Source organism: Pseudomonas sp. GW821-FHT09E04, assembly GCF_059416185.1.
The window spans coordinates 394,865-418,885 of sequence record NZ_JBWKOR010000002.1; the positions used below are offsets into that span (position 1 = coordinate 394,865).

Sequence of the window (24,021 nt, forward strand, 5' to 3'; positions counted from 1 at the left end):
TTTTGTTGTCTGCGCAACGCCTTCAGCCGCCGACACCGTTGAGCAGAAACACCGGTTCTTCCAGATAATCGAGCCCCAGGCGGTTTTCGAACATTTCATCGCGCAGGGCCGCCGTGGTGAAACACCCGAGGTTCAGCGCGGTGGCCACCAGTGAAAACGTCTGGCTCAGGTGTCCGGCATCCATCAGCGCTACCCGCAGCGCCCGGCTGAACTCGTACTTCCAGGACAACCGCTCGACCCGCGCGGTGGACACGAACACCGCGGCCGCGTCCTTCACCCAGGGTTGCCCGCCACTGGCCTCGCTGATCCAGGTTCTAGGATCTTCCCGCGACAGCAACTCCAATCCGTGACGACGTACGGAGTAGTGATAAAGCCCCCGCTCGAAACCCTGCACATTCATCAGCACCGCATACACCTCGGTGGCTTGCAGCGAGCCGCCGGAGGGCGAGGTTTTCTTCAGAAAATAGTCACCCATGCCGTTCGGCTCCATCGCCGTCACGCCCCAGGTGTAATAGAGCAGCAAGGACAATTGCGTCGGGGTCAACGGCTTGCCGCTGAACGCCCGAGACGTACGCCGGGCGCACAGCGAATCAAGCAGTGTCGTTTCGGCGAGGGTCTCGCCGGGCACCAGCAGTGGGTTTTCCAGGGCAATGAAAGGATGAGAGTGATAGTCCTTGAAGGATGACGGCTGACGCTGCTGCGAAGCCTTCTGTTCAAGCTCGGCCTCAAGCTCGACGACGCTGACGTAGGGCGTCTGCAAACCGGTGCGGGTGCTGAGGTAAAACTCCAGCGCAGCCTCCCAGCGCGACCAGAGCTTGAGCGGTTGCCTGTGCACCCTGTCCCGCGGACCTGCGGCAGACTGCACAATCCCGTGACTCACCAGCGCCTGCAAAAAAGCCAGATGACTGCCCTGCTCCGGGCTATTCAAGACGCCCGGCAGCATCAGCGCACTCTCAAGCGAATGCGGGGTCATGAAGTGGTTCAACAACGGCAGCAACGTCAGACAGAAGTCCAGACTCAGGCCCGACTGCCGATCCCGCAGCACAAAGGATGAAGACCCGACACTGAACCACACGCTTTCCCTGAGTTTGAGCAACGAGCCGGGCTCGAGGGCCGGAGTGTCCGGCGCTGGCGGCGGCTCGCGGCCCTGCCAGAACATATCCCTGGGCTTGAGGCGTTTGATGTCGCGAATCAGGACCTCCAGTTGCGCATCGTCGGCCCTGTCGGCGATGTCCCACTCCAGCGTCACCGCCCTGACCGGGGACACCGCAAACAGCTGCGCCAACAAGTCCCAGTCCCGACGCGGATGCCCGGTGTGGATTTCAATCAGCCGATCCAGCGGCAACGAACGCAAGTAATCCTTGAAGTCGTAACCCAGCGCTTTGGCGGTGGTGATGGCGCTGTCCAGATCCAGCAGAAACCCCGCACCGCTGCGCTGCACCACGCTTGAAATGAATTCGCCTTCCGACTGCTCGGGGGCGTCAGCCAATGAAAACAGACGTGGCGCGTTTTCCAGCACCAGCGGTGTCGCGGTCAGCGCTTGCAGTTCAAGGGCGTTGGCAACCACCGTGTCGGCCACTTCCGCTGCCAGGGTCGGCAAGATGAAGTGCTGGGTGTCGCCGCCGTGAAACCGCGACCAGGAAATGTGCTCGGCCAGCCAGGGTGATCGGGTTCTGTCGCACAGCCGTCGGGTCATCTGCAGAAACTCGCGATCCATCGCGATCCCTACACTGCCGAGAGACAGGCTGGAGGAATGCAACAGACTGGGCGTCTGCTCCCCGACTTCAAGCAGTCGCGGCTCGAGGATGCTGTGGGTCGGCTGAAACTCCAGGTAATCGAAATACGGCAGGCCTTCGGCGAGGATCCGTTCGAGGGCCGGATCGACTGCATGATCCGCAACCCGGTGCCGGGGCAAGTGATACTCCAGCCCTACCCCGGCCTCGGGAAACCGCGAAGCATCAAACATCGTCATGATTGCCTCCCGGGCTCAGGCCGTTGCACCCAATACCGGTGGCGTCGTGGTCAATGGCGCCGCAGCGGCGAGCCGTCCGGAGTATTTGCTCTCCATGGCCCGCACCTCGGCGGCAAGGTTTTCCAGCAACTGGCGCCCGTGGGGCGTGAAATCTTCACTGCCTTGAAGGTCCGGCAAGGCCCGGATCAACCCCCGCAGAATGAACAGCAGACGGTTCTGCGCCCGCTGCAATTCCTCGTCGGAACGCGACCGCACCCGTTCCATGTACTTGACCAGCGCGATGTACACGTAAAACGCATGAAAGTAGCCATACAGGTCACGCTTCTGGCCCGACCACGGCAAGCTGAATGACGCCTCCTGCGAAGCATCGGGGTCGACGACCGCCGACACCTCGACGACGTGATAAAGCAACTGATGAGTCGCCTCATGCACCAGGGATTCCTCAAGATCGAGAATCGAGTCATCCCGGCTCGCCAGAAGGATGACGCCGGTGTAGCGCGAAGCCGAACAACTGCGAAAGGTACCGTCCGGCAGGTAACAAATGGATTTGATCAGAGACTTCATCTGTTCACGGCAGGCCGGCCACGTGTGTTCGATCCGCAACAGAGCAATCTTCACTACGTCAGCGAAGAACCGACTGGAAACACCGCCGCGCTCCAGACGCTTGCGGGTCGCCTCGTCTTCCGGGAATTCATAACTGGGCGGCGTGGCCTGCATGATCAGCGGATCGGCGTCGAACCGGTAGACCGGCGGATCGTTCTGAACCATGTCCGACTTGCTCCGGGACTTGACCCTGTCGAGCATCTCGGGAAACTCGAATAATGTCTTTTCCAGTTCGGCAGTACTCTCTGACTTTCCGACCAGAAAGTGATTGGTTAAACGAAACGCCTGCCCGGTCCATATCTGAAAAACCGGGTCATTGATAATCGAAGCCTGCTCACGGGGTGGCAGCAATACAAGTTCCACCGCCTGTTCGAAAAACACCGAGCACCGCGACTCCCCGGAAAATAACTTGAATAATTCGGCATATAAAACCATGAAGATGGTGAAACGATTGCGACTGACATGTTCAAGTAATATTTCAAATCTTGAATATCTGGCATCAGCAAGAAATGTGTTCCCTTTAAACAAGTCATCAACCGTCGAATCAAATTCGCCGTGGTTTCCAATATCCATTTTTCAACCATCCTTTCAGGCAGGCGGCAATGGTTTCGCCATGGTCAGACTGGCGATGTCATAGCCCAATTGTTCATAAAGACCACGTGCCGGCAGGTTGCGGCCAAACACATGCAGACGCATTTCCTCGCAGTCGTTCTGGCGCGCCCAGGTTTCGGCGGCCAGCATCGATTGCCGGGCATGACCCTGACGGCGCTCGCCAGGCTCGATGTAGATATCCAGGATGAAGGCAATCGGCTTCGTGCCGACATGTCGGCGGGCGATCCACAACTCGCCGATGCGTCGCTGGTCGTCCCGGATCACCCAGAGCTGATGGTTTTCGGTCAGCCGTCCCTTGTCCAGCAACTGCGCGAAAGCCGTGGCGGATCGGTGCGAGGCTTCTGCCTGGCTCCATTCTCCCGAGGCGACCATGCCCTGGGCGTACTCTTCGACCGCCCTTTCGGTGAACGTCACAAAGTCCGCGTCGTCCATGGGAATCAAGGTGACAGACATACGTCGCTCACTCCCTGTGCATGCACTTTGCAATCGGGCCATTTGGCGCGCACAGAGCCGGATCGCCGCTCCACGACACGCCAAACAGCCCCCCGGGCATCAGTCCATCCGTGCCTGAATCTGTTGTTGCTGGTCAAAGATCGCAGCCGTTCCCAGTTTGTCGCGAATACCCGCCCCCGCGGTGCCCAGTTTTGCCACATCAATATTCTTGACGGCGCTCAGTTCGGTTGCGCTCAAGTGCACACCAATGCCCTTGGCCGCGCCTTCAGCATCCTTGTGCAACTGTTCCGCAAAGTCCTTATCAATAAGGGCACGACCAACCACCGTCGCGAGACGTTCCTGATTCACTTTTGCAGGCATGTTATCTCTCCTTGTTTTCAATAATTAATTCTCTCGAGAGCGACAACAAACCTCCCTGCCCCTTTCGAGAATTTTGAATATAGCAATGCCTGTTTCCTTTGCCAGTTACAACGCAGCTTCCCGTTAAACCTTTTCACGATAAGCGATAACGCCAATTATTAAGTTGAACCCGCGATGATTGAGAGAGCCCTTATTACAACAATTACTGTAGGTAATTTCCTACAACTAAAGAAATAAGCACATCCACAATCGCCATTAATAGAACGCCGCCGGAACAACTCGTTAATACGAAACATAAACACGGGATTTCATTAAGAATGCGCTGAGAACGGAAAATAAAACCCTCGCCGATTAGCGTTCGATAATCGCACAAAACCCTGTTTACCCCGATTGAATCCCCGTGCCGATCCCCCTCACCATTGCCCACACCAACAAAACCAATAAAAACAGGTTCATCCCCATGACCACGCGTCCTCCCCGCTCGGGCTGATCCCGCCCTTCGTTTCATCGAGTCCGTTTCTTGTCTGCAACCTCCGGTTGCGGCTGCGAACTGCTTCATCCCAAACAATTAGAGAGACCCGAGCCCATGACACGTTCCACAACACCTTACGCACTCAGCCTGATCGCCCTGGCACTGGCCGGCGCCGCTTTGCCCGTCGTGGCCGAAGAAGCCGGTTTCGTCGACGGGGCCAAGGCCGATCTGAACCTGCGCAACTTCTACATCAATCGCAATTTCACCAACCCGACCAAGGCTCAGGGCAAGGCCGAAGAGTGGACGCAAAGCTTTATCCTCGATGCCAAGTCCGGTTTCACCCAGGGCACCGTCGGTTTCGGCATGGACGTGTTGGGGCTGTACTCGGTGAAGCTCGATGGCGGCAAAGGCACCGGCGGCACGCAACTGTTGCCGCTGGATCATGACGGTCGCCCGGCGGACAATTTCGGCCGTACCAACGTGGCGTTCAAGGCCAAGCTGTCCCAGACCGAAATCAAGGTCGGAGAATGGATGCCGGTGCTGCCGATCCTGCGTTCGGACGACGGCCGCTCGCTGCCGCAGACCTTTCGCGGCGGGCAGATCACCTCGAAGGAAATCGCCGGCCTGACCCTGTATGGCGGCCAGTTCCGCGCCAACAGCCCCCGCGACGACAGCAGCATGAGTGACATGTCGATGTTCGGCAAAGCCGCGTTCACCTCCGACCGCTTCAACTTTCAGGGCGGCGAATACGCGTTCAATGACAAGCGCACGCAGATCGGCCTGTGGAACGCCGAACTCAAGGACATCTACAGCCAGCAGTACGTCAATCTGATCCACAGCCAGCCGCTGGGCGACTGGACCCTCGGCGCCAACCTCGGTTTCTTCTACGGCAAGGACGACGGCAGCGCCCGGGCCGGCGAGCTCGACAACAAGACCTGGTCGGGGATGTTCTCCGCGCGATACGGCGGCAACACCTTCTACGTCGGCCTGCAAAAACTCACGGGCGACAGCGCCTGGATGCGCGTCAACGGCACCAGCGGCGGCACCCTCGCCAACGACAGCTACAACTCAAGCTACGACAACGCCCGGGAACGTTCCTGGCAACTGCGCCACGACTACAACTTCGCCGCCCTCGGCGTGCCCGGTCTGACCCTGATGAACCGCTACATCAGCGGCGACAATGTGCACACCGGCACCATCACCGACGGCAAGGAATGGGGCCGCGAATCGGAACTGGGTTACACCGTGCAGAGCGGCACGTTGAAGAATCTGAACGTCAGATGGCGCAACTCGACCATGCGTCGCGACTTCAGCAACAACGAGTTCGACGAGAACCGGTTGATCATCAGTTACCCGATCAGCCTGCTCTAGGTCGCTGTGCCATCCGTCAGGATTAATGGCACGCCGCCAGCCGCCGAGTAGAGAGGGAGCACCTGAAGGACTCAGGTGACCCACCCTCTTCGCTTCCCTGGGTTTGATTGATCAGAGCCGCGACCGCCATCGCGAACCGGCTCGCGATGGCGTCCGCTGGAACGCTTTCACTCTCGGGATTCGACACCCAACTCATCCCACACCGACTCGGCCAGATGAAAGGTCGCATTCGCCGCCGGAATTCCGCAGTAGATCGCGCTCTGCATGATCACTTCCTTGATCTCGCCACGGCTCACGCCATTGTTGGCCGCTGCGCGCAGGTGCAACTTGAGTTCGCCTTCGCGGTTCATGCCGATCAGCATGGCGATGGTGATCAGGCTGCGGGTGTGACGCGGCAGGCCCGGACGGGTCCAGATATCGCCCCAGGCGTGACGGGTGATCATCTCCTGGAATTCCGAGTTGAACTCGGTCAGCGTAGTCAGGCTGCGATCGACATGGGCGTCGCCGAGGACCGCACGGCGCACTTGCATGCCGTCGTCGTAACGTTGTTTCTCGTCCACGGAAATCCCCTCAAGCGGTCAGCAGAAATGTCAGCACGCGGTCGCTGAACGCGTCGCCGGCCTGAACGTTGGAAAGGTGTGCGGCATAAAACTCGGCGTACTCGGCGCCGCGCACATGTTCCTGAATGAAATGTCCGCCGGACGGCGGCGTCACTGCATCTTCAGTACCGGCGATCACCAGTAGCGGCGCCTTGATCGACGATAACTGCTCACGGAAATCCGCATCGCGCACCGCCGCGCAGTTGGCGGCGTAACCTTCAGGATTGGTCGCGGCCAGCATGTCGGTGATCTGCTTGGCCGCTGCCGGATTGGCTGCCGAAAAATCGGGCGTAAACCAGCGGGCAATCGATGCATCGCGCAACGCGACCATCGCCGCCGGGCCGTCGCGCAGCACGGTTTCGATGCGCGGATTCCACACCGACGGATCGCCGATTTTCGCGGCGGTGTTGCACACGATCAGCTTATTCAAACGCTGGCCGGCATTGATCCCCAGCCACTGGCCAATCAAGCCGCCCATCGACAGACCGCAGAAATGCGCACGTTCGATGTGCAGCGCATCCAGCAGTGCCAGCACGTCGCGGCCCAGTTGCTCGATGCTGTAAGGACCCGGCGTCACCAGCGACTGGCCGTGGCCACGGGTGTCGAAACGCAGCACGCGAAAGTGCTCGGTGAACGCTGGCATCTGGGCGTCCCACATATGCAGGTCGGTGCCCAGTGAGTTGGACAGCACCAGCACCGGCGCATCGGCCGGGCCTTCCAATGTGTAATGCAGTTCGCCATCGGCGAGTTGAACGAAAGCCACAGCCCTCTCCTTTCAGTCAGACAATGCGTTGTGTTCGGCCACCGCACGCTCGACCCAGACCTGCGCCTGACCGAGGTAATGGGCGGGATCGAGCAGATGATCCAGTTCGGTTGCGCTCAGTTCGGCGGTCACCTGTGGCTCGTCACCGAGGACCGCTCGCAGGTGACGCTGTTCGGCCACCGCCCGTTTGCAGCATTGTTCGAGCAGATGATGCGCGGTGTCGCGGCCGACCCGTTGCGCAAGGACGATGCTCACCGCTTCGGCCAGCACCAGGCCTTGGGTCAATTCCAGGTTGCGGGCCATGCGCGCGGCATCGACTTCCAGACCGTCGGCCAGCAGTCGCGCCTGTTGCAGCGCGCCCGACACCAGGCAGCAGATGTCCGGCAGGGTTTCCCATTCGGCGTGCCACAAACCGAGGCTGCGCTCGTGCTCCTGAGGCATGGCGCTGAACAGCGTCGAGACCAGACCAGGCACGCGGGTCGCCGCACCGATCAACACCGCCGCGCTCACCGGGTTGCGCTTGTGCGGCATGGTCGAGGAACCGCCCTTGCCCGGCGCTGAAGGTTCAAATACTTCTGCCGCTTCGGTCTGCATCAACAGGCTGATGTCGCGGCCGAATTTGCCGAGGCTGCCGGCGATCAGACCGAGCACCGCGCCGAACTCGACGATGCGATCACGCTGGGTGTGCCACGGTTGTTCCGGCAGGGTCAGTTGCAGTTCTTCGGCCAGCGCATGGGCAATTGGCAATGCCTGTTCGCCCAGCGCCGCGAGGGTGCCCGAGGCGCCGCCGAATTGCAGCACCAGCAGGCGCGGCTTGAGTTCGCGCAGACGCTGACGGCTGCGGGTGACCGCGCCGAGCCAGCCGGCGATCTTCATGCCGAGGGTCACCGGCGTCGCGTGTTGCAGCCAGGTGCGCCCGGCCAGTGGCGTCGCCGAGTAGCGTTGCGCCTGGGCCGCGAGGGCGTCGGCCAATTGCGCCAGCTCCCCTTCGATCAGTTCCAGCGCCTGACGCAATTGCAGCACCAGCCCGGAATCCATCACGTCCTGGCTGGTGGCGCCCAGATGCACATAGCGCTCGGCCTCGACGTCGGTTGCGGCAATCCGTTTGCCCAACGCCTTGACCAGCGGAATCGCCGAATTACCCGCCGTGGCGATGGCTTCGCCCAATGCGGCGAAATCAAACAGCTCGGCGCGACAGGCGTTTTCGATGGATGCCACAGCACTCGCCGGAATCACCCCGACCCGCGCTTCGGCCCGGGCCAGCGCCGCTTCGAAGTCGAGCATCGCCTGCACCCGGCCCTGATCGCAGAACACGTCGCGCATATCGCGGGCAGTGAAATAGGCATCGAACAATTGATTGCCCGGTCGCTGAGTCATAAACAGTCCTTGCAGGCGCGGGCCGTTGTGACCCGCGCACTTCGGTTTAGAGATCGTGGTGCAAGTAGGCGGCCTGCTTCGGCAGACGCAGGCTGAACAGGAACGCCACCGCCATCATCACCGTGACGTACCAGTAGAAGGCGTTTTCCATGCCCCCGGCTTTCAGGCTCAGGGCCACGTATTCGGCCGACCCGCCGAAGATCGCGTTAGCCACCGCGTAGGCCAGGCCGACGCCGAGGGCGCGGACTTCCGGCGGAAACATTTCGGCTTTCACCAGACCGCTGATCGAGGTGTAGAAACTGACGATCGCCAGCGCCACGGTGATCAGCACGAAGGCCAGGAACGGGCTGCTGACGCTTTTCAGGCTCAACAGGATCGGCACAGTGAACAGCGTGCCGAGAGCGCCGAACCAGAGCATCGAGTTACGCCGGCCGATCTTGTCGGCGAGCATGCCGAACAGTGGCTGCATGCACATATATAAGAAGAGCGCGCCGGTCATGATGAAGCTCGCGGTCTTGGCGTGCATGCCGGCGGTGTTCACCAGGTACTTCTGCATGTACGTGGTGAAGGTGTAGAAAATCAGCGAGCCACCGGCGGTATAGCCGAGGACGGTGATGAACGCAGCCTTGTGATCGCGGAACAGCGCACGGATGCTGCCGGCGTCTTTGTGTTCGCGTATTTCCTTGTTGGTGGTTTCTTTCAAGGCGCGACGCAGGAACAACGAAATCAGCGCCGCCACCGCCCCGACCACAAACGGAATCCGCCAGCCGTAGGCCCGTAGTTCGTCTTCAGAGAGGAACTGTTGCAGGATCACCACCACCAGCACCGCCAGCAGTTGCCCGCCGATCAGCGTCACGTACTGGAAGGAAGCGAAGAAACCGCGCTGTCCCTTGAGTGCCACTTCGCTCATGTAGGTCGCGGTGGTGCCGTACTCACCGCCCACCGACAAGCCCTGCAACAGGCGCGCGAACAGCAACAGCACCGGCGCCCAGACCCCGATGCTGTTGTAGGTCGGCAGACAGGCGATGAGCAACGAGCCGAAGCACATCATCAGAATCGAGATCAGCATCGAGTTCTTGCGCCCGTGCTTGTCCGCCACCCGGCCGAAGATCCAGCCGCCGATCGGTCGCATCAGGAACCCGGCGGCGAACACGCCTGCGGTGTTGACCAACTGCACCGTGGGGTTGTCCGAGGGGAAAAACGCCGGGGCGAAATAGATCGCGCAGAAGGCGTAGACGTAGAAGTCGAACCATTCGACCAGGTTGCCGGACGAGGCGCCGACAATGGCGAAGATACGCTTGCTGCGCTCCTCGCCGGTGTAATGAGCTGTGGTGGTTGTCATTGTTTTTCACTCGATAGGGACAGTGAGAGTCTAGACACACTTCGCAACAGTCCCGTTCCACATCCTGTATTGATCGTTCCCACGCAAACGCATTCGGCGCCTCGACGTTGATCGTTCCCACGCTCTGCGTGGGAATGCCGCCATGGACGCTCTGCGTCCACTGTGACGCGGAGCGTCACGGTATGCATTCCCACGCGGAGCGTGGGAACGATCAGTACTCTGCGCGGGAAGGTGCAGTGTTCTTTCAATAATCGAAGAACACGGTTTCCGCGTCAGTGCCCTGCAGGATCACATTCCACTGATAAACGCCCGCCGCATCCGGCTTGGCCAGCAACGTGGTGCGGCGCTCGGCCGGTACGCATTCGAGCAGCGGATCATTGACGTTCGCCGGATCGCTCTCGAAATAAATCCGCGTCAGCAAGTGCTTCACCAACCCGCGCGCAAACACCAGCACCACCAGATGCGGCGCCTGGGTCGAGCCTTTCAGGCCTTCGACCGTGCCCGGTTTGATCGTGGTGAAACGGAAGCGCCCTTCGGCATCCACCGGCACCCGGCCGAAACCTTCGAAATTCGGGTCCAGCGGTTTGGCCTGTTCGTCTTCCGGGTGATCGTATTTGCCGGCGGCGTTGGCCTGCCAGACTTCGAGCATGGCGTCGTTGACGACATCGCCGTTGCCGTCCACCACTTGCCCGGTGATCGCCACGCGCTGGCCGAGGGTCAGTTCGTTGGCGAGGTTTTCGCGGTTCAGCCAGGTCAGGCCGATGTGGTAATACGGCCCGACGGTGTGGGACGTGGTCGCAGTCAGGGTCATCTCATTTCTCCATCGGCGTGGCTTCGCGGCCGCGCAGCACGATGTCCCAGCGATAAGCGAGGGCGTAGGACGGAATGGTTTTTTCCAGATCGAAAGCGGCGATCAGGCGTTCCTTGGCCGAGGTGTCCGGCACGCAGTTGTAGATCGGGTCATACGGCAGCAATGGGTCGCCGGGGAAATACATTTGCGTGACCAGACGCGTCAGGATGCTCGGCCCGAACAGCGAGAAATGCACATGCGCCGGGCGCCAGGCGTTGTGGTGGTTGCCCCACGGATAGGCGCCGGGCTTGATGGTCTGGAACTGATACCAGCCGTCGGCGTCGGTCACGGTGCGGCCGGTGCCGGTGAAATTCGGGTCCAGCGGTGCATCATGCAGATCACGGGCGTGGTTGTAGCGACCGGCGGCGTTGGCCTGCCAGATCTCCACCAGAATCCCCGGCACCGGCAGACCGTCTTCATCGAGCACACGGCCGTGAATGATGATCCGCTCACCAAGGGGCTCGCCCTGATGCTGGGCAGTCAGATCGTTGTCGGTGTCGGCCACTCGTTCGGCGCCGATGGTCGGGCCGGTGATTTCCGATAGCGAATGCGGCAGGAACACCAACGGCTTGGACGGCGAGCGCAGATTGGTGGATTGATAATTCGGGTGCAGGTACGGCGGCTGGGTGCCTTCCTGCGGGCGGCGGTAACCAGGCTTGTCAGTCATTTCGCTTTCCTCTGTTCTTGTTCGTCACGGCTTGCGTCAGACGCGTTCGATGGCCAGGGCCAGACCCTGGCCGACACCGACGCACATGGTCGCCAGACCTTTCTTGCCACCGGTTTTTTCCAGCTGATGCAGGGCGGTCAGCACCAGGCGCGCGCCGCTCATGCCCAACGGATGACCGAGGGCAATCGCGCCGCCGTTCGGGTTGACCTGGGCTGCGTCGTCCGCCAGTCCCAGTTCGCGTAATACCGCCAGACCTTGGCTGGCAAACGCTTCGTTGAGTTCGATCACATCGAAATCGCTAACTGCCACGCCAAGGCGTTCGGTGAGTTTGCGCACCGCCGGCACCGGGCCGATGCCCATCACCCGTGGCGCGACCCCGGCACTGGCCATGCCCAGCACTTTGGCCCGAGCGGTCAAACCGTGTTTTTTCACAGCTTCAGCCGAAGCCAGAATCAGCGCGGCGGCACCGTCGTTGACGCCCGAAGCGTTGCCGGCGGTGACGGTCTTGTCCGGGCCGTTGACCGGTTTCAGCTTGGTCAGGGCTTCAAGAGTGGTGTCGGCGCGAGGGTGTTCGTCCTGGCTGACCACGGTTTCACCCTTCTTGTGGGCGATCCGCACTTCGACGATTTCCTCGGCGAAGTAGCCGGCAGCCTGAGCGGCGGCCGTCCGTTGCTGACTGCGCAAGGCGAAAGCGTCCTGATCCTCGCGGGAGATTTCGTAGTCGTCGGCGACGTTGTCGGCGGTCTGCGGCATCGCGTCGACGCCGTACTGCGCCTTCATCAGCGGGTTGATGAAGCGCCAGCCGATGGTGGTGTCTTCCAGCTTCATGTTGCGCGAAAACGCCGCGTCAGCCTTACCCATCACGAACGGTGCGCGGGACATCGACTCGACGCCTCCGGCAATCGCCAGCTCCATTTCGCCGCTGGCAATGGCGCGGAACGCCGTGCCGATGGCGTCCATGCCCGACGCGCAGAGGCGATTGAGGGTGACGCCAGGCACGCTGTCAGGCAGCCCCGCCAGCAGCAGCGCCATGCGCGCCACGTTGCGGTTGTCTTCGCCGGCCTGGTTGGCGCAGCCGAGGAATACTTCGTCGATGGCGCTCCAGTCCACCGATGGGTTGCGCTCCATCAGGGCCTTGATCGGCACGGCGGCCAGGTCGTCGGCACGAACAGCCGCCAGACCGCCACCGAAACGACCGATGGGGGTACGAATCGCATCGCAGATATAAACGTCGCGCATCATGCTTCTCCCGGTGCCTGGCCGTGGGCCGCTGCTGTGCGGGCTTCGAGATCGCGCAGGGCGGTCAGTTCGACCTCGGTCGGTTCGGCGCTGGTGGCAACGCTGTCGGCAAAACGGATCGCCCAACCGGTGGCGGCGACCACTTGCTCGCGGGTCACGCCCGGGTGCAGTGCGGTGACCACGAATTCGTGGGTGCCCTCTTCCGGCTCCATGATGCACAGGTCAGTGATGATCCCGACCGGGCCGGCGCCCGGCAGGCCCAGACGTTTGCGCGAATCACCGCCCTCGCCATGGCCGACCGAGGTAATGAAATCGAGCTTGTCGACAAACGAACGCGCCGACTGTTTAAGGATGATCAGCACGCTTTTCGCGGAGCCGGCGATCTCCGGCGCGCCACCGGCACCCGGCAGACGCACTTTCGGCTGGTGATAATCGCCAACCACGGTGGTGTTGATGTTGCCGAAACGGTCGACCTGCGCTGCGCCGAGGAAACCGACGTCGATGCGTCCGCCCTGCAGCCAGTAGCGAAAAATCTCACCGGTAGGGACGACGGTGTCGGCGGTTTCCGCCAGTTCGCCGTCACCGATGGACAGCGGCAATACGCTGGGTTTGGCACCGATCGGGCCGGATTCGTAGATCAGCACCACGTCCGGCGACGAGGTCAGGCGCGCCAGGTTGGCGGCTTTCGACGGCAGGCCGATGCCGACGAAGCACACCGAGCCGTTCTTCAGGCGACGGGCCGCGGCGACGGTCATCATTTCATTAGTGGTGTAAGTCATTACTTGGCCTCCGAGGCAGCGGCCAATTTGGCCTGGAACTCGCTGAAGTCAGCGCAGCCATGGATGTATTCGTTTATCCATGCGGTAAACGTCTCACGGTCGCGGGCGATCGGATCCCACGCCTGATAGAAGCGGTTGTCACGCTCGGTGTAACCGTGGGCGTAGGACGGATGCGCGCCACCGGGCACATGGCAGACCGCGCTCAGGGCCCAGGTCGGCAGCACACAGGCGTTCATCGGCGCGTTGAGGTTGTCGACGATTTCTTCGACGGTGACGATGCAACGCTTGGCGGCCAGCGCGGCTTCTTTCTGCACACCGAGAATGCCCCACAGCAACACGTTGCCCTGACGGTCGGCTTTCTGGGCGTGGATCACGGTCACGTCCGGACGCACCGACGGCACCGCTGCCAGCACTTCACCGGTGAACGGGCACGTCACGGACTTGATCAGCGGGTTGACCTTCGGCAGGTCAGAACCGGCGTAGGCCCGCAGCACCGCAAACGGTAGGCCGGAGGCGCCGGCGACGTAGGCATTGGCCAGGTCGGCGTGGCTGTGTTCTTCGATTTCCAGCGCGTGCGGCCATTGTTTCTCGACCGCGTCGCGCAGACGGTGCAGCGAACCCACGCCAGGGTTGCCGCCCCAGGAGAAGATCAGCTTGCGTGCACAGCCGGCGCCGATCAGTTGGTCGTAGATCAGGTCAGGCGTCATCCGCACCAGGGTCAGATCTTTCTTGCCCTGACGAATGATTTCATGACCTGCCGCCGTAGGGATCAGGTGAGTGAAGCCTTCGAGCGCGACGGTGTCGCCGTCGTTGACGAATTGCTTCACCGCGTCGTGCAGTGAAAGGATCTCAGCCATGGAGCGGGCTCCCGTTTTTGTAGTGGATCGCCAGTGATAAAAAGGCGCGAGGTTGTGCGCCGGAGTCACTGAAGATTAAGCCGCTGATTTTCGCCAAACAATCCGATAATCGACTGAGTGTTCGTTTATCGAACAGATTGTTATCAACCTAATGATCACTCCCGCACCCGGTACGGGAGTGAGCGGAGTGGATATCAGGTCGCGTCCGCGTGACTGACCAGGCCCTTGATCACCACCGCTGCCGTCGCCAGCCCGGCCGGGATCACCAGCGCCGTTAGCACCTGTTCGAAATTCCAGCCCAGGCCCAGCAGGGTCGCGCCCATCCACGCCCCGAGAATCGCACCGAAGCGGCCGATCCCGAGCATCCACGAGACACCGGTCGCCCGGCCCTGGGTCGGGTAAAACCGCGCCGCCAGCGACGGCATCGCCGATTGCGCGCCGTTGACGCACATGCCCGCCACCAGCACCAGCGTCGCCAGCAGCGTGATGTTGCCCAGGCTCTGCCCGACCGCGTAGGCAAACACCCCGGCCAGCAGGTAGAAAATGCCGATGACCTTGTGCGGATTGAAGCGGTCCATCGCCCAGCCTACGCCGACCGCGCTCAACACCCCGCCGAACTGGAACAACGCGCCGATGAACGCCGCTTGCTCCATGCTCGCGCCGCTGTCGCGCATCAGGGTCGGCAGCCAACTGGTCAGCAGGTACACGATCACCAGGCCCATGAAGTAGGTCAGCCACAGCAACAGCGTGCCGGTGCTGTAGGTGCCGGAGAAAATCACCGCGAATACGTTGCGTGCCTTGACGGTTTTCTGTTCCGGCACGCTGAAACTCGCCGCCTGGGCGACGGTGGCCGGGTCGATCGGTGCGAGGGTCTTGCGGACTTTGTCGGTACCGCGATTACGCACCACCAGGTAACGCGCCGACTCCGGCAGCCAGACCAGCAACACCACGGCGAGGATCAGCGGCAGAATCCCGCCGATCAGCAACAAACTGTGCCAGCCGAACGCCGGAATCAGCTTGGCCGAGATGAACCCGCCGCCGGCCATACCGAGGTTGAAACCGCAGAACATGCTGGTCACCAACAGCGACTTTTTGCGCTCCGGGGTGTATTCCGACAGCAGCGTGGTGGCGTTCGGCATGCCGGCGCCCAGTCCCAGACCGGTCAGGAAGCGCAGCACCAGCAATTGCTCGACGTTGGTGGCGTAGGCCGACGCCAGGCTGAAAGCACCGAACAGAAAGACCGCACCGACCAGTACGACCTTTCGCCCGAAGCGGTCAGCCAGCGGCCCGGAGCCCAGTGCGCCGAAGACCATGCCGATCAACGCGGCGCTCATCACCGGGCCGAGGCTGGCGCGGTCGATGCCCCAGTCCTGGGACAGGGCCGGTGCGATAAACCCCATGGCCGCGGTGTCGAGGCCATCGAGGAACACAATCAGAAAACACAGAATCACCACGCGCCACTGATAGCGCGAGATCGGTTGGGCGTTGATGAAGGACTGCACGTCGAGGCAGTTACCCACAGCGGACTGAGGCTGGTTCATTATTTTTATTCCACGCAAAAAACGCAGTCGAACGGCGACCGGCCAAAGACTGGCACGGACACAAGCATATAAGGAGGGAATCAGGCGTTGCGCTAAAACCGGCAACAGGAACGGGAGCGGCGACAGTCGGGGAACGTGCGCATGGGAAGTTGCCTCTTGTCATTATTATGGGAGTCGACGATCCGGCGGGCTCATTCACAACAGCGCCGGATGACGCTGCCGCGACATTAATGATCCGGGGGTTTTAGCGTCAATTCGATAAACGCAACTCTGTGCGTTTATCGAACAGCTTCATCAGGCGAACAACTGCGCGCTGAGGTCGCGGCTGGCACTCAACAGGCCCGGCAGAAAGCGCTGTTCCAGTTCGGTACGGCTGACGCGACCGGCGTGGGTGCTGACGTTGAGCGCGGCCACCACCTGGCCGGAGGCGTCGTACACCGGCACCGCAATCGAACGCAGGCCTTGCTCCAGTTCCTGATCGACGATGCACCAGCCCTGCTGCCGCACTTCCTGCAGACATTCGAGCAAGGACTCGGGGGTGTGCAGTGTGCGACTGGTCTTGGCCACCAGTTCAGCGTGGTCGAGGTACTCGCGCAACGACGTGTCGTCCAGCGCCGCCAGCAGAATCCGCCCCATGGACGTGCAATACGCCGGCAGACGCCCGCCCACCGACAGGTCCACCGAGATCAGGCGTTGAGTCGTGGCCGAGCGGGCGATGTAGAGAATGTCGTCACCTTCCAGCGTGGCCATGTTGCAGGCCTCGTGGAGTTGCTCACTCATGCGGTCGAGGTAAGGCTGAGCGGAAACCGCCAGCGGCGTCGAAGACAGATAGGCGTGACCGAGGGTCAGCACTTTGGGCAGCAACGAATATGTACGGCCGTCGGTGGTGGCGTAGCCGAGCTTGATCAGCGTGTGCAGGCAACGGCGCACGGCGGCACGGGGAATTTCCGTACGGTGGCTGATCTGGGCGATGGTCAAGTGACGCTTGCGCTCCTGAAACGCCTGGACCACCGCCAGGCCACGGGCCAGAGAGGTCATGAAGTCCGGATCGCCGGTCAGGGCCTGGATGCGTTTGGCCGGTGAAGCAACGATCGGCGGCGCCACCGACGTAAAGGAATTGCGCATTTGATCGTTCATGTCAGGTCCTTTTTCCTGTACGGATCGACGGCTATACAAGCGGCTCGCAGACAGATGCACAAGCGCCAGATCGCCAACACCGGGCGATTATCGAACCGTCGACCGATAATCGCAACGATCCCTGCACCCCGGCGGGAATCGCTCACGACCGTTTTAAACTCGGTATCACCTCATGCACCCGGCGCCTTAGTTGTTCGGCTAAATGGCGCCAGAAACACAACACCCGACAACAACGATGCAACTATGGGTAAAAGTTGCGAGTCACAAAACAATCACACATCCGGAACCGTTTTTAACTTGGCAAAGATAGTCAATCCCGAATCGGCCGCTATAATGCACCTCAGTGGCGCCGCACTTTTATTTGCCGTCGACGCCATTCGCTGAGGCGATGTCCATTGCCTTCAGCCCCGGCCAGCGCCTGATGATCATCACCCATGCACCGCCAGCGCGCTCGCTGAAACAGGAAACTGATGCTGCGTCAGTTTTAATCTGGTGCCGTAGCCGCCTGTAACATGGAAGTCTTGACCGCCCTGCCGATAACACCGCTGCCTGTTCAGGCCGTGGCTTGTTGGCGAACCGGTTCAATCGATTCGTTGCAGTGCGTTTCACCAGACATTTATCTCAACTCATACAGGTAGCACTGTGACGAAAGACGAACTGCGCGCGGAACTTGAGCGCCAGGAACAACGTTACAAGGAAGTTTACGGCGGGGAAGTCACCACCTACGCCGCCCAGCCCGAACCGGAACGCAAAGCCTGGCGTAAACGCCCCACCGTTCAGGATCAGGTCTTCCAGCAAGAACTGAAAAAAATGGAAGAGGAACTCAAAGCCGAAGAGCCTTGACGCCTTCCTTTGAGACTTTCGAGGGTAAGCGTACTCACCGGGTTACAAGCACGGTGGACTGACGATGCCTTGCGCGCCCGCTACCCGCGGGCAGCGGCCAACTCCCCTGTATTGCACAGGTTTGGAGCATGTCAGACACGTTTCTCAGATATTTCATACACGCTTCTGCCCCCTCTCGCACACCGGCCAATCCGCCGACGCTTCGCATTTTTTCCAATTGAATCAACACCTTGCAAAACCCTGTAAAAAGCTTGGGTAATGCACCTTGATACAAATTAATTTGGCGAAGAAGGTTACCGATGAGCAGGTAGGGGATCGATTTCCAGTCTTTTCTGGCATAATCGCGCCCCCTTATGACCGGGTCAGAAAACCTTCATGATCGATTTATTCAGCGGACTGGATGCCTGGGTGCTTGTGAGCCTCCTGCTCGCCCTGACATTTGTCCTCGCCTTCGAGTTCATCAATGGATTTCATGACACCGCTAACGCGGTAGCCACTGTTATCTACACCAAAGCGATGCCGCCTCACCTGGCGGTGTTCTTCTCGGGCGTGTTCAACTTCCTCGGCGTACTGCTGGGCGGTGTCGGCGTGGCGTATGCCATCGTCCACTTGCTGCCGGTAGAACTGCTGATCAATGTGAACACCGGCCATGGTCTGGCAATGGTGTTCTCGCTGCTCGCCGCCGCCATCGCCTGGAACCTGGGCACCTGGTACTTCGGTATCCCGGCCTCCAGCTCCCACACCCTGATCGGTTCGATCCTCGGTGTCGGTCTGGCCAACGCCCTGATCAACGAGATTCCACTGGCCGACGGCGTCAACTGGCAGAAAGCGATCGACATCGGCGCCTCGCTGGTGTTCTCGCCGATGGCCGGTTTCCTGATCGCCGCGCTGATCCTGATCGGCCTGAAATGGTGGCGCCCGCTGTCGAAAATGCACAAGACGCCTGAACAGCGCCGCAAGATCGACGACAAGAAGCACCCACCGTTCTGGAACCGTCTGGTCCTGGTGATCTCGGCCATGGCCGTGAGCTTCGTGCACGGCTCCAACGACGGCCAGAAAGGCATCGGCCTGATCATGCTGGTACTGATCGGTATCGTGCCTGCGCAGTTCGTACTTGACCTGAACAGCACCACTTACCAGATCGAACGGACTCGCGATGCGACCCTGCACCTGAGCCAGTTCTACAAGCGCAACGCCGATACCCTGGGCGAGTTCCTGGCACTGGGCAAAAGCGTGGAAGGCGACCTGCCGGAGAAATTCCGTTGCAACCCGCAACAGACCGAACCGACCATCAACGCCCTGCTCGACACCCTCAAAGGTGTAGCGGACTACCACTCGCTGTCGTCGGAAAGCCGCATCGAAGTGCGTCGCTACCTGCTCTGCCTGGACGACACCGCGAAGAAAGTCAGCAAACTGCCAGGCCTCGCCGCTCGTGAAAAAGCCGACCTGGACAAACTGCGCAAAGACCTGACCACCACCACCGAATACGCCCCGTTCTGGGTGATTCTGGCAGTCGCCCTGGCCCTGGGCCTTGGCACCATGGTTGGCTGGAAACGTGTGGTACTGACCATCGGCGAGAAGATCGGCAAGCAAGGCATGACCTACTCGCAAGGCATGTCGGCCCAGATCACCACCGCCAGCCTGATCGGCCTGGCCAACATCTTCAGCCTGCCGGTGTCCACCACCCACGTCCTCTCCTCGGGCGTGGCCGGCACCATGGTCGCCAACAAAAGCGGCCTGCAAGGCGGCACGGTGAAAACCATCCTGCTGGCCTGGGTCCTGACCCTGCCAGCCACCGTAGCCCTGTCGGCCGGCCTGTTCTGGCTGGCGTCGAAGGCGCTGGGTAGCTGATAGATCGTGGTAATGAAAAAGGCGTGATTCGAGAGGATCACGCCTTTTTTGTTGCTTCCAGAAATGGAACGCGGAGCATCCCGGGCTGCATTCCCACGCAGAGCGTGGGAACGATCAAGCTGTTAGCTTCCGCTTCCCACCACTCAACACGATGAGCGTTAGCTCGAGTACCGCTTTTGACGTGCCGGCCCCTTCGGCAGGCTGAGTGGAGGGATTCATCCGGGGGTGGGCGCGTAGCGCCGTTCGACGGAGTCGAACACATCGAGAGGAGGTGCAGCGAAGCAAACCGGAGGCGATGCCCCCGGATGAATCCCGGAGCGAAGGAACGCCGAGCCTCAGCGAGGCGCCGAACGCCGGGGCCAAGCCTTTTGCTTACTTTTTGGCGTTTGAAAAAGTGAGCCGCCGTAAGGGCGGAACCGCCAGCGGCAACACCCGCAGAAACGGATATTCACAAAAAACACCCACAACATGGTCGGCCCAGAGGCCGCCAAGAAGACAAAAAAAAGGGGCAACCGAAGTCGCCCCAAAATGCCTTGCGTGCTCATCAAATCCAGAAAGACCCAACTTTACTTCTTGCGCTTATTCGCATCTTTCCAGATAAAAAATCCAAACCCTGCAAAAAACAGAACCATCAGGCCCACGGTCAGGACCCCGGCAAACACCACGTTATCGAAAAACATGACTGGCCTCCTGGCCCCTGCTCTGCTGCGATGGAACTAAGTTAACCAATCAGGCAGGCGCAGGAATTGACCGGGATCAATGCCGGTCAACACGCGAGAGAAAGGAGGGGAAATAACTGACCTGCATCAACGGATGCAGGGGAGATCAACGCTTTTTCGGTTTGTTTTTCGACTTTTTCTTCGGTTTACCCAACGGCATGGCCTGCTCGAACGCCTGTCGCACTTCATTCAGGCGCTTCTCGTTGAGGTCATGAACCCGCTTGGCGCGTTCGGTGCTGAGGTCGATCAGTTTGTCGTCTTGGCTCATGGCGTTCGGTGCATCGCTTGGACTGAATCACAACTGCCGGATCACCGACAGGACTGCGCCAATAATGCGGCCTCGCGCCGGCGCTGACCAGCCATCGACGCAGGCGCTATACAACAAATCGTGTACCGGCCAGCGCTTTTGCCCGCACACTCTGCGCTTTGCACTGTTCCGAGGATGTCTGCCGTGCCCTTGCATCAGGATCTGCCGCCGCTGATGGCCCTGCGCGCCTTCGAGGCCGTGGCCCGTCACTTGAGCTTCATCAAGGCTGCCGACGAACTGTCGGTGACGCAAAGTGCGATCAGCCATCAGGTGCACAAACTCGAGGAGTTCCTCGATCAGCCGCTGTTCGTGCGACGCACCCGGGCGATCGACCTGACGCCGGCCGGCGAACAATACTACCGACAGATCGAGCCCGCCCTCGCCGCGATTGCCGCCGCCACCCACGACTTGCGCGGCGAGCGCCCCACCACCCTGCGCATCGGCCTGCTGGCTTCCTTCGCGACCTTGTGGCTGGCGCCGCGCCTGGCGGACTTCAACACCAAATACCCGAACATCCACGTCGAACTGCTGCCCGCCGTACAACTGGCCGATGTCGACGGCGGCGAGGTGGATCTGGCGATCCGTTACGGCAAGGGCGGCTGGCCGAAAGTCCAGGCACGCCGGTTCATGACGGAAACCCTGACACCGGTGTGCAGCCCGGCCTTCAAGGCCCGCGGCGTGCAAAACGGCCCGCTGTTGATGGCCAAGTCGCACCAGCCGTTCGAATGGATCGACTGGCAGCAACACAGCGGCATCGACCTGGCGCAAGTGCCCAGCGTCATGCTCCACGATTACAACATCGTGGTCGAAGCGGCGGTGGCCGGCCAGGGCATCGCCATGGGTCGCCAATGCCTGATTGATCGTCGACTCAAGGAAGGCGCACTGGTGCCAGCCTTCGACACTCCGCCAATGTCCGGCGAAATCGGCTATTGGCTGGTCACTCCGGAGCGCCCGCCAAGCCCGGCGGCACAGGCGTTCAGCCAATGGCTGGAGCAAATCGTCGACGCATGAGTTTTTTGGATACGTCGAATCAAATCTATCCGTTTGTCGCCCACCCTCCTGCGCCAACATGCTGGAGTCCTCATTCAGGAGGACTCCACATGACCGACTCAATCAAACAACGCGTCCAGCAACTCGGCCTGCAACTGCCTGCGCCAAGCCAGCCGGTGGCCAACTACGTCAGCCACGTGATCAGTCAGAATCAGTTGTACATCGCCGGGCAGATTCCCATGCTCGATGGCAAACCTGCATTCCTCGGGCGCCTCGGCGAAGCGATCTCCGACGAAGAAGGTGTCAACGCCGCCGAACTTGCCGCATTAGGCCTGCTGGCCCAACTCAGCGATGCCTTGGGCGATGACCTGTCAAAACTGGTGCGGATCATTCGGCTCGGCGCGTTTATCGCCAGCACCCCGGACTTCCCGCGCCAGGGCGTGATCGCCAACGGCGCCTCGAACCTGCTGGTCAACGTCCTCGGCGACAAGGGCCGCCATGTGCGCACCGCCGTCGGGGTGTCGAGCCTGCCGGCCGGCGTGGCGGTGGAAGTCGACGCGATCTTCGAGCTCAAGCCGTGAACGTCGACGAAGTCCTGCGCCTGCGCGACGCCACGCCCGGCTGCGCGCAGGTGATCCATTTCAATCACGCCGGGGCCTCACTGCCGAGTCAGGCCACCCTCGACGCGGTGATCGGGCAACTGCAACGCGAAGCGCTCGGCGGGCCGATGGAGACGGCGGACATACAAGTGCAGGAACGCGCGCGCAGTGCCGCAGCCGCCCTGCTCAACGCCCAACCCGAAGACATCGCCTTTGCCAGCAGCGGTTCGGCGGCGTGGAGCCAGGCATTCAACGCATTGGGGCCGTGGCATCCCGGCGAACGGATTCTGGTCGGACGCCATGAGTGGGCCGGCAATCTGGCCTGCATGGCCGAAGCGGTGAAGGCCGGTGCGCGACTGGAAGTGATCCCTTGCGATGCCCGTGGCGCCGTCGATCCACAAGCTCTGGCGCAAATGATTGACCGCCATGTGCGCCTGATCGCCCTGACCTGGCTACCGGCCAATGGTGGCCTGATCAACCCGGCGGCGCAGATCGGAGCGATATCCCGTCGCCACGGCATTCCTTATTTCGTCGACGCCGGACAGGCGCTGGGGCAGTTGCCCTGTGACGTCCAGGCCTTGCAGTGCGACATGCTCAAGGGTGCGGGGCGCAAGTTCCTGCGCGGGCCGCGCGGTACGGCGTTGATGTACATCCGGCCGCAATTCCTGCAACGACTGTTGCCGGTGCAGCGCGACGTGCTGTCGGCACCGTGGGATGGCCAGCGCTTTACCTTGCGCGACGACGCCCGCCGCTTTGAAACCAGTGAAGTGTCGCTGGCGCTGCTGGCGGGACTGGCCAACGCGCTGGAGGAACATCAGCGCATCGGGCCCATCGCGATTCGGCAGCGGATCATTGAACTGAGCCAACCCCTGCGCCGGCGTATGAAGGAGATTCCCGGGCTGACACTGCGAGATCTCGGATCAGCCAACGAACAATCCGGACTGATCGCCTTCACGCTGGAAGGCTGGGATTGCGTGGCGCTGAAGCAGGCGCTGGCCGAGCGGCGAATCAACATCGGCGCCAATGGCGTGGCCTACACACCGCTGGACATGCAGGCGCGCGGGCTGAACTCGATTGCGAGGGTGTCGGTGAGTTATCTGAATACCGCAGAAGAAATCGACATATTGCTGACGAATCTGGCTGAACTGGCCGCGCAGCCTCAGATCTCGATGTCGACCCACAAGCCCTGACGCGGCTGGTCTTCCATCAGCGGCACAACCGGTACGGTGTTGTCGGCATTGAGTTCGGTGCCCGGTACGGCGAGGTGCGCTTCGGGGTCGTCGTCGGCTTCACGACGACGACGATCACGCTCCTGCTGGCGGCGCTGCTCTTCGCGCAGCAGATAACCGTCTTCTTCCGGATCGCGCTTTTGCAGGTCGATCGTGCTTTCGTTGGAGCTTTCCTGCACCGGCACCACCGGAGGAATGTCCGGCCGCTGGCGGATCGGGTCCTGCTGGGAAGTGATCGGCACGGCGCTCAAGGGGAGCATCGGTGGCAGCATATGAAGGGTCTCCTGTCAGCAGGCTATCGGCTGCGGCATCGGCGCCTTGAGCCATCGGTCGCAAACTTGTGACCGGATCGGCACTCGGTTGTGCCGCAATCGCTCGTAAAACCGACGCATGACCTAATCTTCCTTCAGTTGGCCGTCGGCATTTAATAGCCGCACGCGACGCCTAATCCTTTGGCCTCAGGGCCTCATTCCGTTAAGATAGCCCGCT

Annotated in this window: 24 protein-coding genes; 6 read left to right on the forward strand and 18 right to left on the reverse strand. The window is 61.1% G+C overall.

Annotation, left to right across the window (positions count from 1 at the left end; all coding sequences use genetic code 11):
* Positions 1-22 precede the first annotated feature (22 nt).
* The 4 genes from AC07N4_RS08180 to AC07N4_RS08195 all read right to left on the reverse strand — a co-directional run bounded on the left by AC07N4_RS08180 (position 23) and on the right by AC07N4_RS08195 (position 4,000).
* A complete protein-coding gene (locus AC07N4_RS08180; RefSeq protein WP_493065407.1) occupies positions 23-1,972 on the reverse strand; it encodes a multinuclear nonheme iron-dependent oxidase in 1,950 nt (649 codons plus the stop codon).
* A gap of 15 nt (positions 1,973-1,987) precedes the next feature.
* Positions 1,988-3,148: an aKG-HExxH-type peptide beta-hydroxylase gene (locus AC07N4_RS08185; protein WP_493065406.1), complete on the reverse strand. Its 1,161-nt coding sequence runs from the start codon at positions 3,146-3,148 to the stop codon at positions 1,988-1,990.
* A gap of 15 nt (positions 3,149-3,163) precedes the next feature.
* Positions 3,164-3,640 carry a GNAT family N-acetyltransferase gene (locus AC07N4_RS08190; RefSeq protein ID WP_493065405.1) on the reverse strand — a complete coding sequence of 159 codons (477 nt, stop codon included), beginning with the start codon at positions 3,638-3,640 and terminating at the stop codon, positions 3,164-3,166.
* A gap of 99 nt (positions 3,641-3,739) precedes the next feature.
* Positions 3,740-4,000 (reverse strand): Os1348 family RiPP precursor, encoded by a 261-nt coding sequence (locus AC07N4_RS08195; protein WP_096819482.1) that lies wholly within the window; start codon positions 3,998-4,000, stop codon positions 3,740-3,742.
* Positions 4,001-4,586: 586 nt separating this feature from the next.
* On the opposite strand from AC07N4_RS08195, the gene AC07N4_RS08200 reads away from it, so the two are divergent.
* The gene (locus AC07N4_RS08200) at positions 4,587-5,843 is read left to right on the forward strand and encodes an OprD family porin (RefSeq protein WP_493065404.1); all 1,257 of its coding nucleotides are present in this window, start codon (positions 4,587-4,589) and stop codon (positions 5,841-5,843) included.
* A 167-nt stretch (positions 5,844-6,010) separates the two neighbouring features.
* Here AC07N4_RS08200 and pcaC read toward each other — a convergent pair whose 3' ends face one another.
* The 11 genes from pcaC to pcaR form a co-directional block, all read right to left on the reverse strand.
* Positions 6,011-6,403, reverse strand: coding sequence for a 4-carboxymuconolactone decarboxylase (gene pcaC, locus AC07N4_RS08205; RefSeq protein WP_025110738.1), 393 nt, complete (start codon positions 6,401-6,403; stop codon positions 6,011-6,013).
* A gap of 10 nt (positions 6,404-6,413) precedes the next feature.
* Entirely contained in the window at positions 6,414-7,205 is a 792-nt protein-coding gene (gene pcaD / locus AC07N4_RS08210) for a 3-oxoadipate enol-lactonase (RefSeq protein ID WP_493065403.1), read from the reverse strand.
* Between the two features lie 12 nt (positions 7,206-7,217).
* A complete protein-coding gene (locus AC07N4_RS08215; RefSeq protein WP_493065402.1) occupies positions 7,218-8,582 on the reverse strand; it encodes a 3-carboxy-cis,cis-muconate cycloisomerase in 1,365 nt (454 codons plus the stop codon).
* A gap of 46 nt (positions 8,583-8,628) precedes the next feature.
* Complete coding sequence (locus AC07N4_RS08220; RefSeq protein WP_096819486.1) at positions 8,629-9,924, reverse strand: MFS family transporter; 1,296 nt, start codon at positions 9,922-9,924, stop codon at positions 8,629-8,631.
* Positions 9,925-10,168: 244 nt separating this feature from the next.
* Positions 10,169-10,735 (reverse strand): protocatechuate 3,4-dioxygenase subunit alpha, encoded by a 567-nt coding sequence (pcaG, locus tag AC07N4_RS08225; protein ID WP_493065401.1) that lies wholly within the window; start codon positions 10,733-10,735, stop codon positions 10,169-10,171.
* 1 nt (position 10,736) lies between these two features.
* A complete protein-coding gene (gene pcaH / locus AC07N4_RS08230; protein WP_007957831.1) occupies positions 10,737-11,441 on the reverse strand; it encodes a protocatechuate 3,4-dioxygenase subunit beta in 705 nt (234 codons plus the stop codon).
* A gap of 36 nt (positions 11,442-11,477) precedes the next feature.
* Positions 11,478-12,683 (reverse strand): 3-oxoadipyl-CoA thiolase, encoded by a 1,206-nt coding sequence (gene pcaF, locus AC07N4_RS08235; RefSeq protein WP_249485078.1) that lies wholly within the window; start codon positions 12,681-12,683, stop codon positions 11,478-11,480.
* Positions 12,680-13,459: a CoA-transferase subunit beta gene (locus AC07N4_RS08240; RefSeq protein WP_096819489.1), complete on the reverse strand. Its 780-nt coding sequence runs from the start codon at positions 13,457-13,459 to the stop codon at positions 12,680-12,682. The genes pcaF and AC07N4_RS08240 overlap by 4 nt, the downstream gene beginning before the upstream one ends.
* Entirely contained in the window at positions 13,459-14,316 is an 858-nt protein-coding gene (locus AC07N4_RS08245) for a CoA transferase subunit A (RefSeq protein WP_003222404.1), read from the reverse strand. Before AC07N4_RS08245 ends, AC07N4_RS08240 begins: the two co-directional genes overlap by 1 nt.
* 194 nt (positions 14,317-14,510) lie before the next feature.
* A complete protein-coding gene (gene pcaK / locus AC07N4_RS08250; protein WP_096819490.1) occupies positions 14,511-15,857 on the reverse strand; it encodes a 4-hydroxybenzoate transporter PcaK in 1,347 nt (448 codons plus the stop codon).
* A gap of 294 nt (positions 15,858-16,151) precedes the next feature.
* On the reverse strand, positions 16,152-16,994 hold the full coding sequence (gene pcaR / locus AC07N4_RS08255) for a pca regulon transcriptional regulator PcaR (RefSeq protein WP_007963153.1): 843 nt from the start codon (positions 16,992-16,994) through the stop codon (positions 16,152-16,154).
* A gap of 642 nt (positions 16,995-17,636) precedes the next feature.
* Between pcaR and AC07N4_RS08260 the strand changes: the two genes are divergently transcribed.
* Together AC07N4_RS08260 and AC07N4_RS08265 are read left to right on the forward strand one after the other, a co-directional pair.
* A complete protein-coding gene (locus AC07N4_RS08260; protein ID WP_007957826.1) occupies positions 17,637-17,837 on the forward strand; it encodes a hypothetical protein in 201 nt (66 codons plus the stop codon).
* Positions 17,838-18,212: 375 nt separating this feature from the next.
* Positions 18,213-19,688, forward strand: a complete 1,476-nt coding sequence (locus AC07N4_RS08265) for an inorganic phosphate transporter (RefSeq protein ID WP_096819492.1) — start codon at positions 18,213-18,215, stop codon at positions 19,686-19,688.
* A 566-nt stretch (positions 19,689-20,254) separates the two neighbouring features.
* Here the strand turns inward: AC07N4_RS08265 and ccoM are convergent.
* Positions 20,255-20,368 (reverse strand): cytochrome c oxidase subunit CcoM, encoded by a 114-nt coding sequence (ccoM, locus tag AC07N4_RS08270; RefSeq protein WP_003222396.1) that lies wholly within the window; start codon positions 20,366-20,368, stop codon positions 20,255-20,257.
* Between the two features lie 145 nt (positions 20,369-20,513).
* Complete coding sequence (locus tag AC07N4_RS08275) at positions 20,514-20,675, reverse strand: hypothetical protein (protein ID WP_096819493.1); 162 nt, start codon at positions 20,673-20,675, stop codon at positions 20,514-20,516.
* Positions 20,676-20,858: 183 nt separating this feature from the next.
* On the opposite strand from AC07N4_RS08275, the gene AC07N4_RS08280 reads away from it, so the two are divergent.
* The 3 genes from AC07N4_RS08280 to AC07N4_RS08290 all read left to right on the forward strand — a co-directional run bounded on the left by AC07N4_RS08280 (position 20,859) and on the right by AC07N4_RS08290 (position 23,493).
* Positions 20,859-21,725, forward strand: a complete 867-nt coding sequence (locus AC07N4_RS08280; protein WP_493065400.1) for a LysR substrate-binding domain-containing protein — start codon at positions 20,859-20,861, stop codon at positions 21,723-21,725.
* An 89-nt stretch (positions 21,726-21,814) separates the two neighbouring features.
* Positions 21,815-22,285, forward strand: coding sequence for a RidA family protein (locus tag AC07N4_RS08285; protein ID WP_096819495.1), 471 nt, complete (start codon positions 21,815-21,817; stop codon positions 22,283-22,285).
* On the forward strand, positions 22,282-23,493 hold the full coding sequence (locus AC07N4_RS08290) for an aminotransferase class V-fold PLP-dependent enzyme (protein WP_493065399.1): 1,212 nt from the start codon (positions 22,282-22,284) through the stop codon (positions 23,491-23,493). The genes AC07N4_RS08285 and AC07N4_RS08290 overlap by 4 nt, the downstream gene beginning before the upstream one ends.
* Here the strand turns inward: AC07N4_RS08290 and AC07N4_RS08295 are convergent.
* Entirely contained in the window at positions 23,463-23,804 is a 342-nt protein-coding gene (locus AC07N4_RS08295; protein WP_096819497.1) for an aspartate-semialdehyde dehydrogenase, read from the reverse strand. The two genes, AC07N4_RS08290 and AC07N4_RS08295, sit on opposite strands and share 31 nt — an antisense overlap.
* Positions 23,805-24,021: the final 217 nt, after the last annotated feature.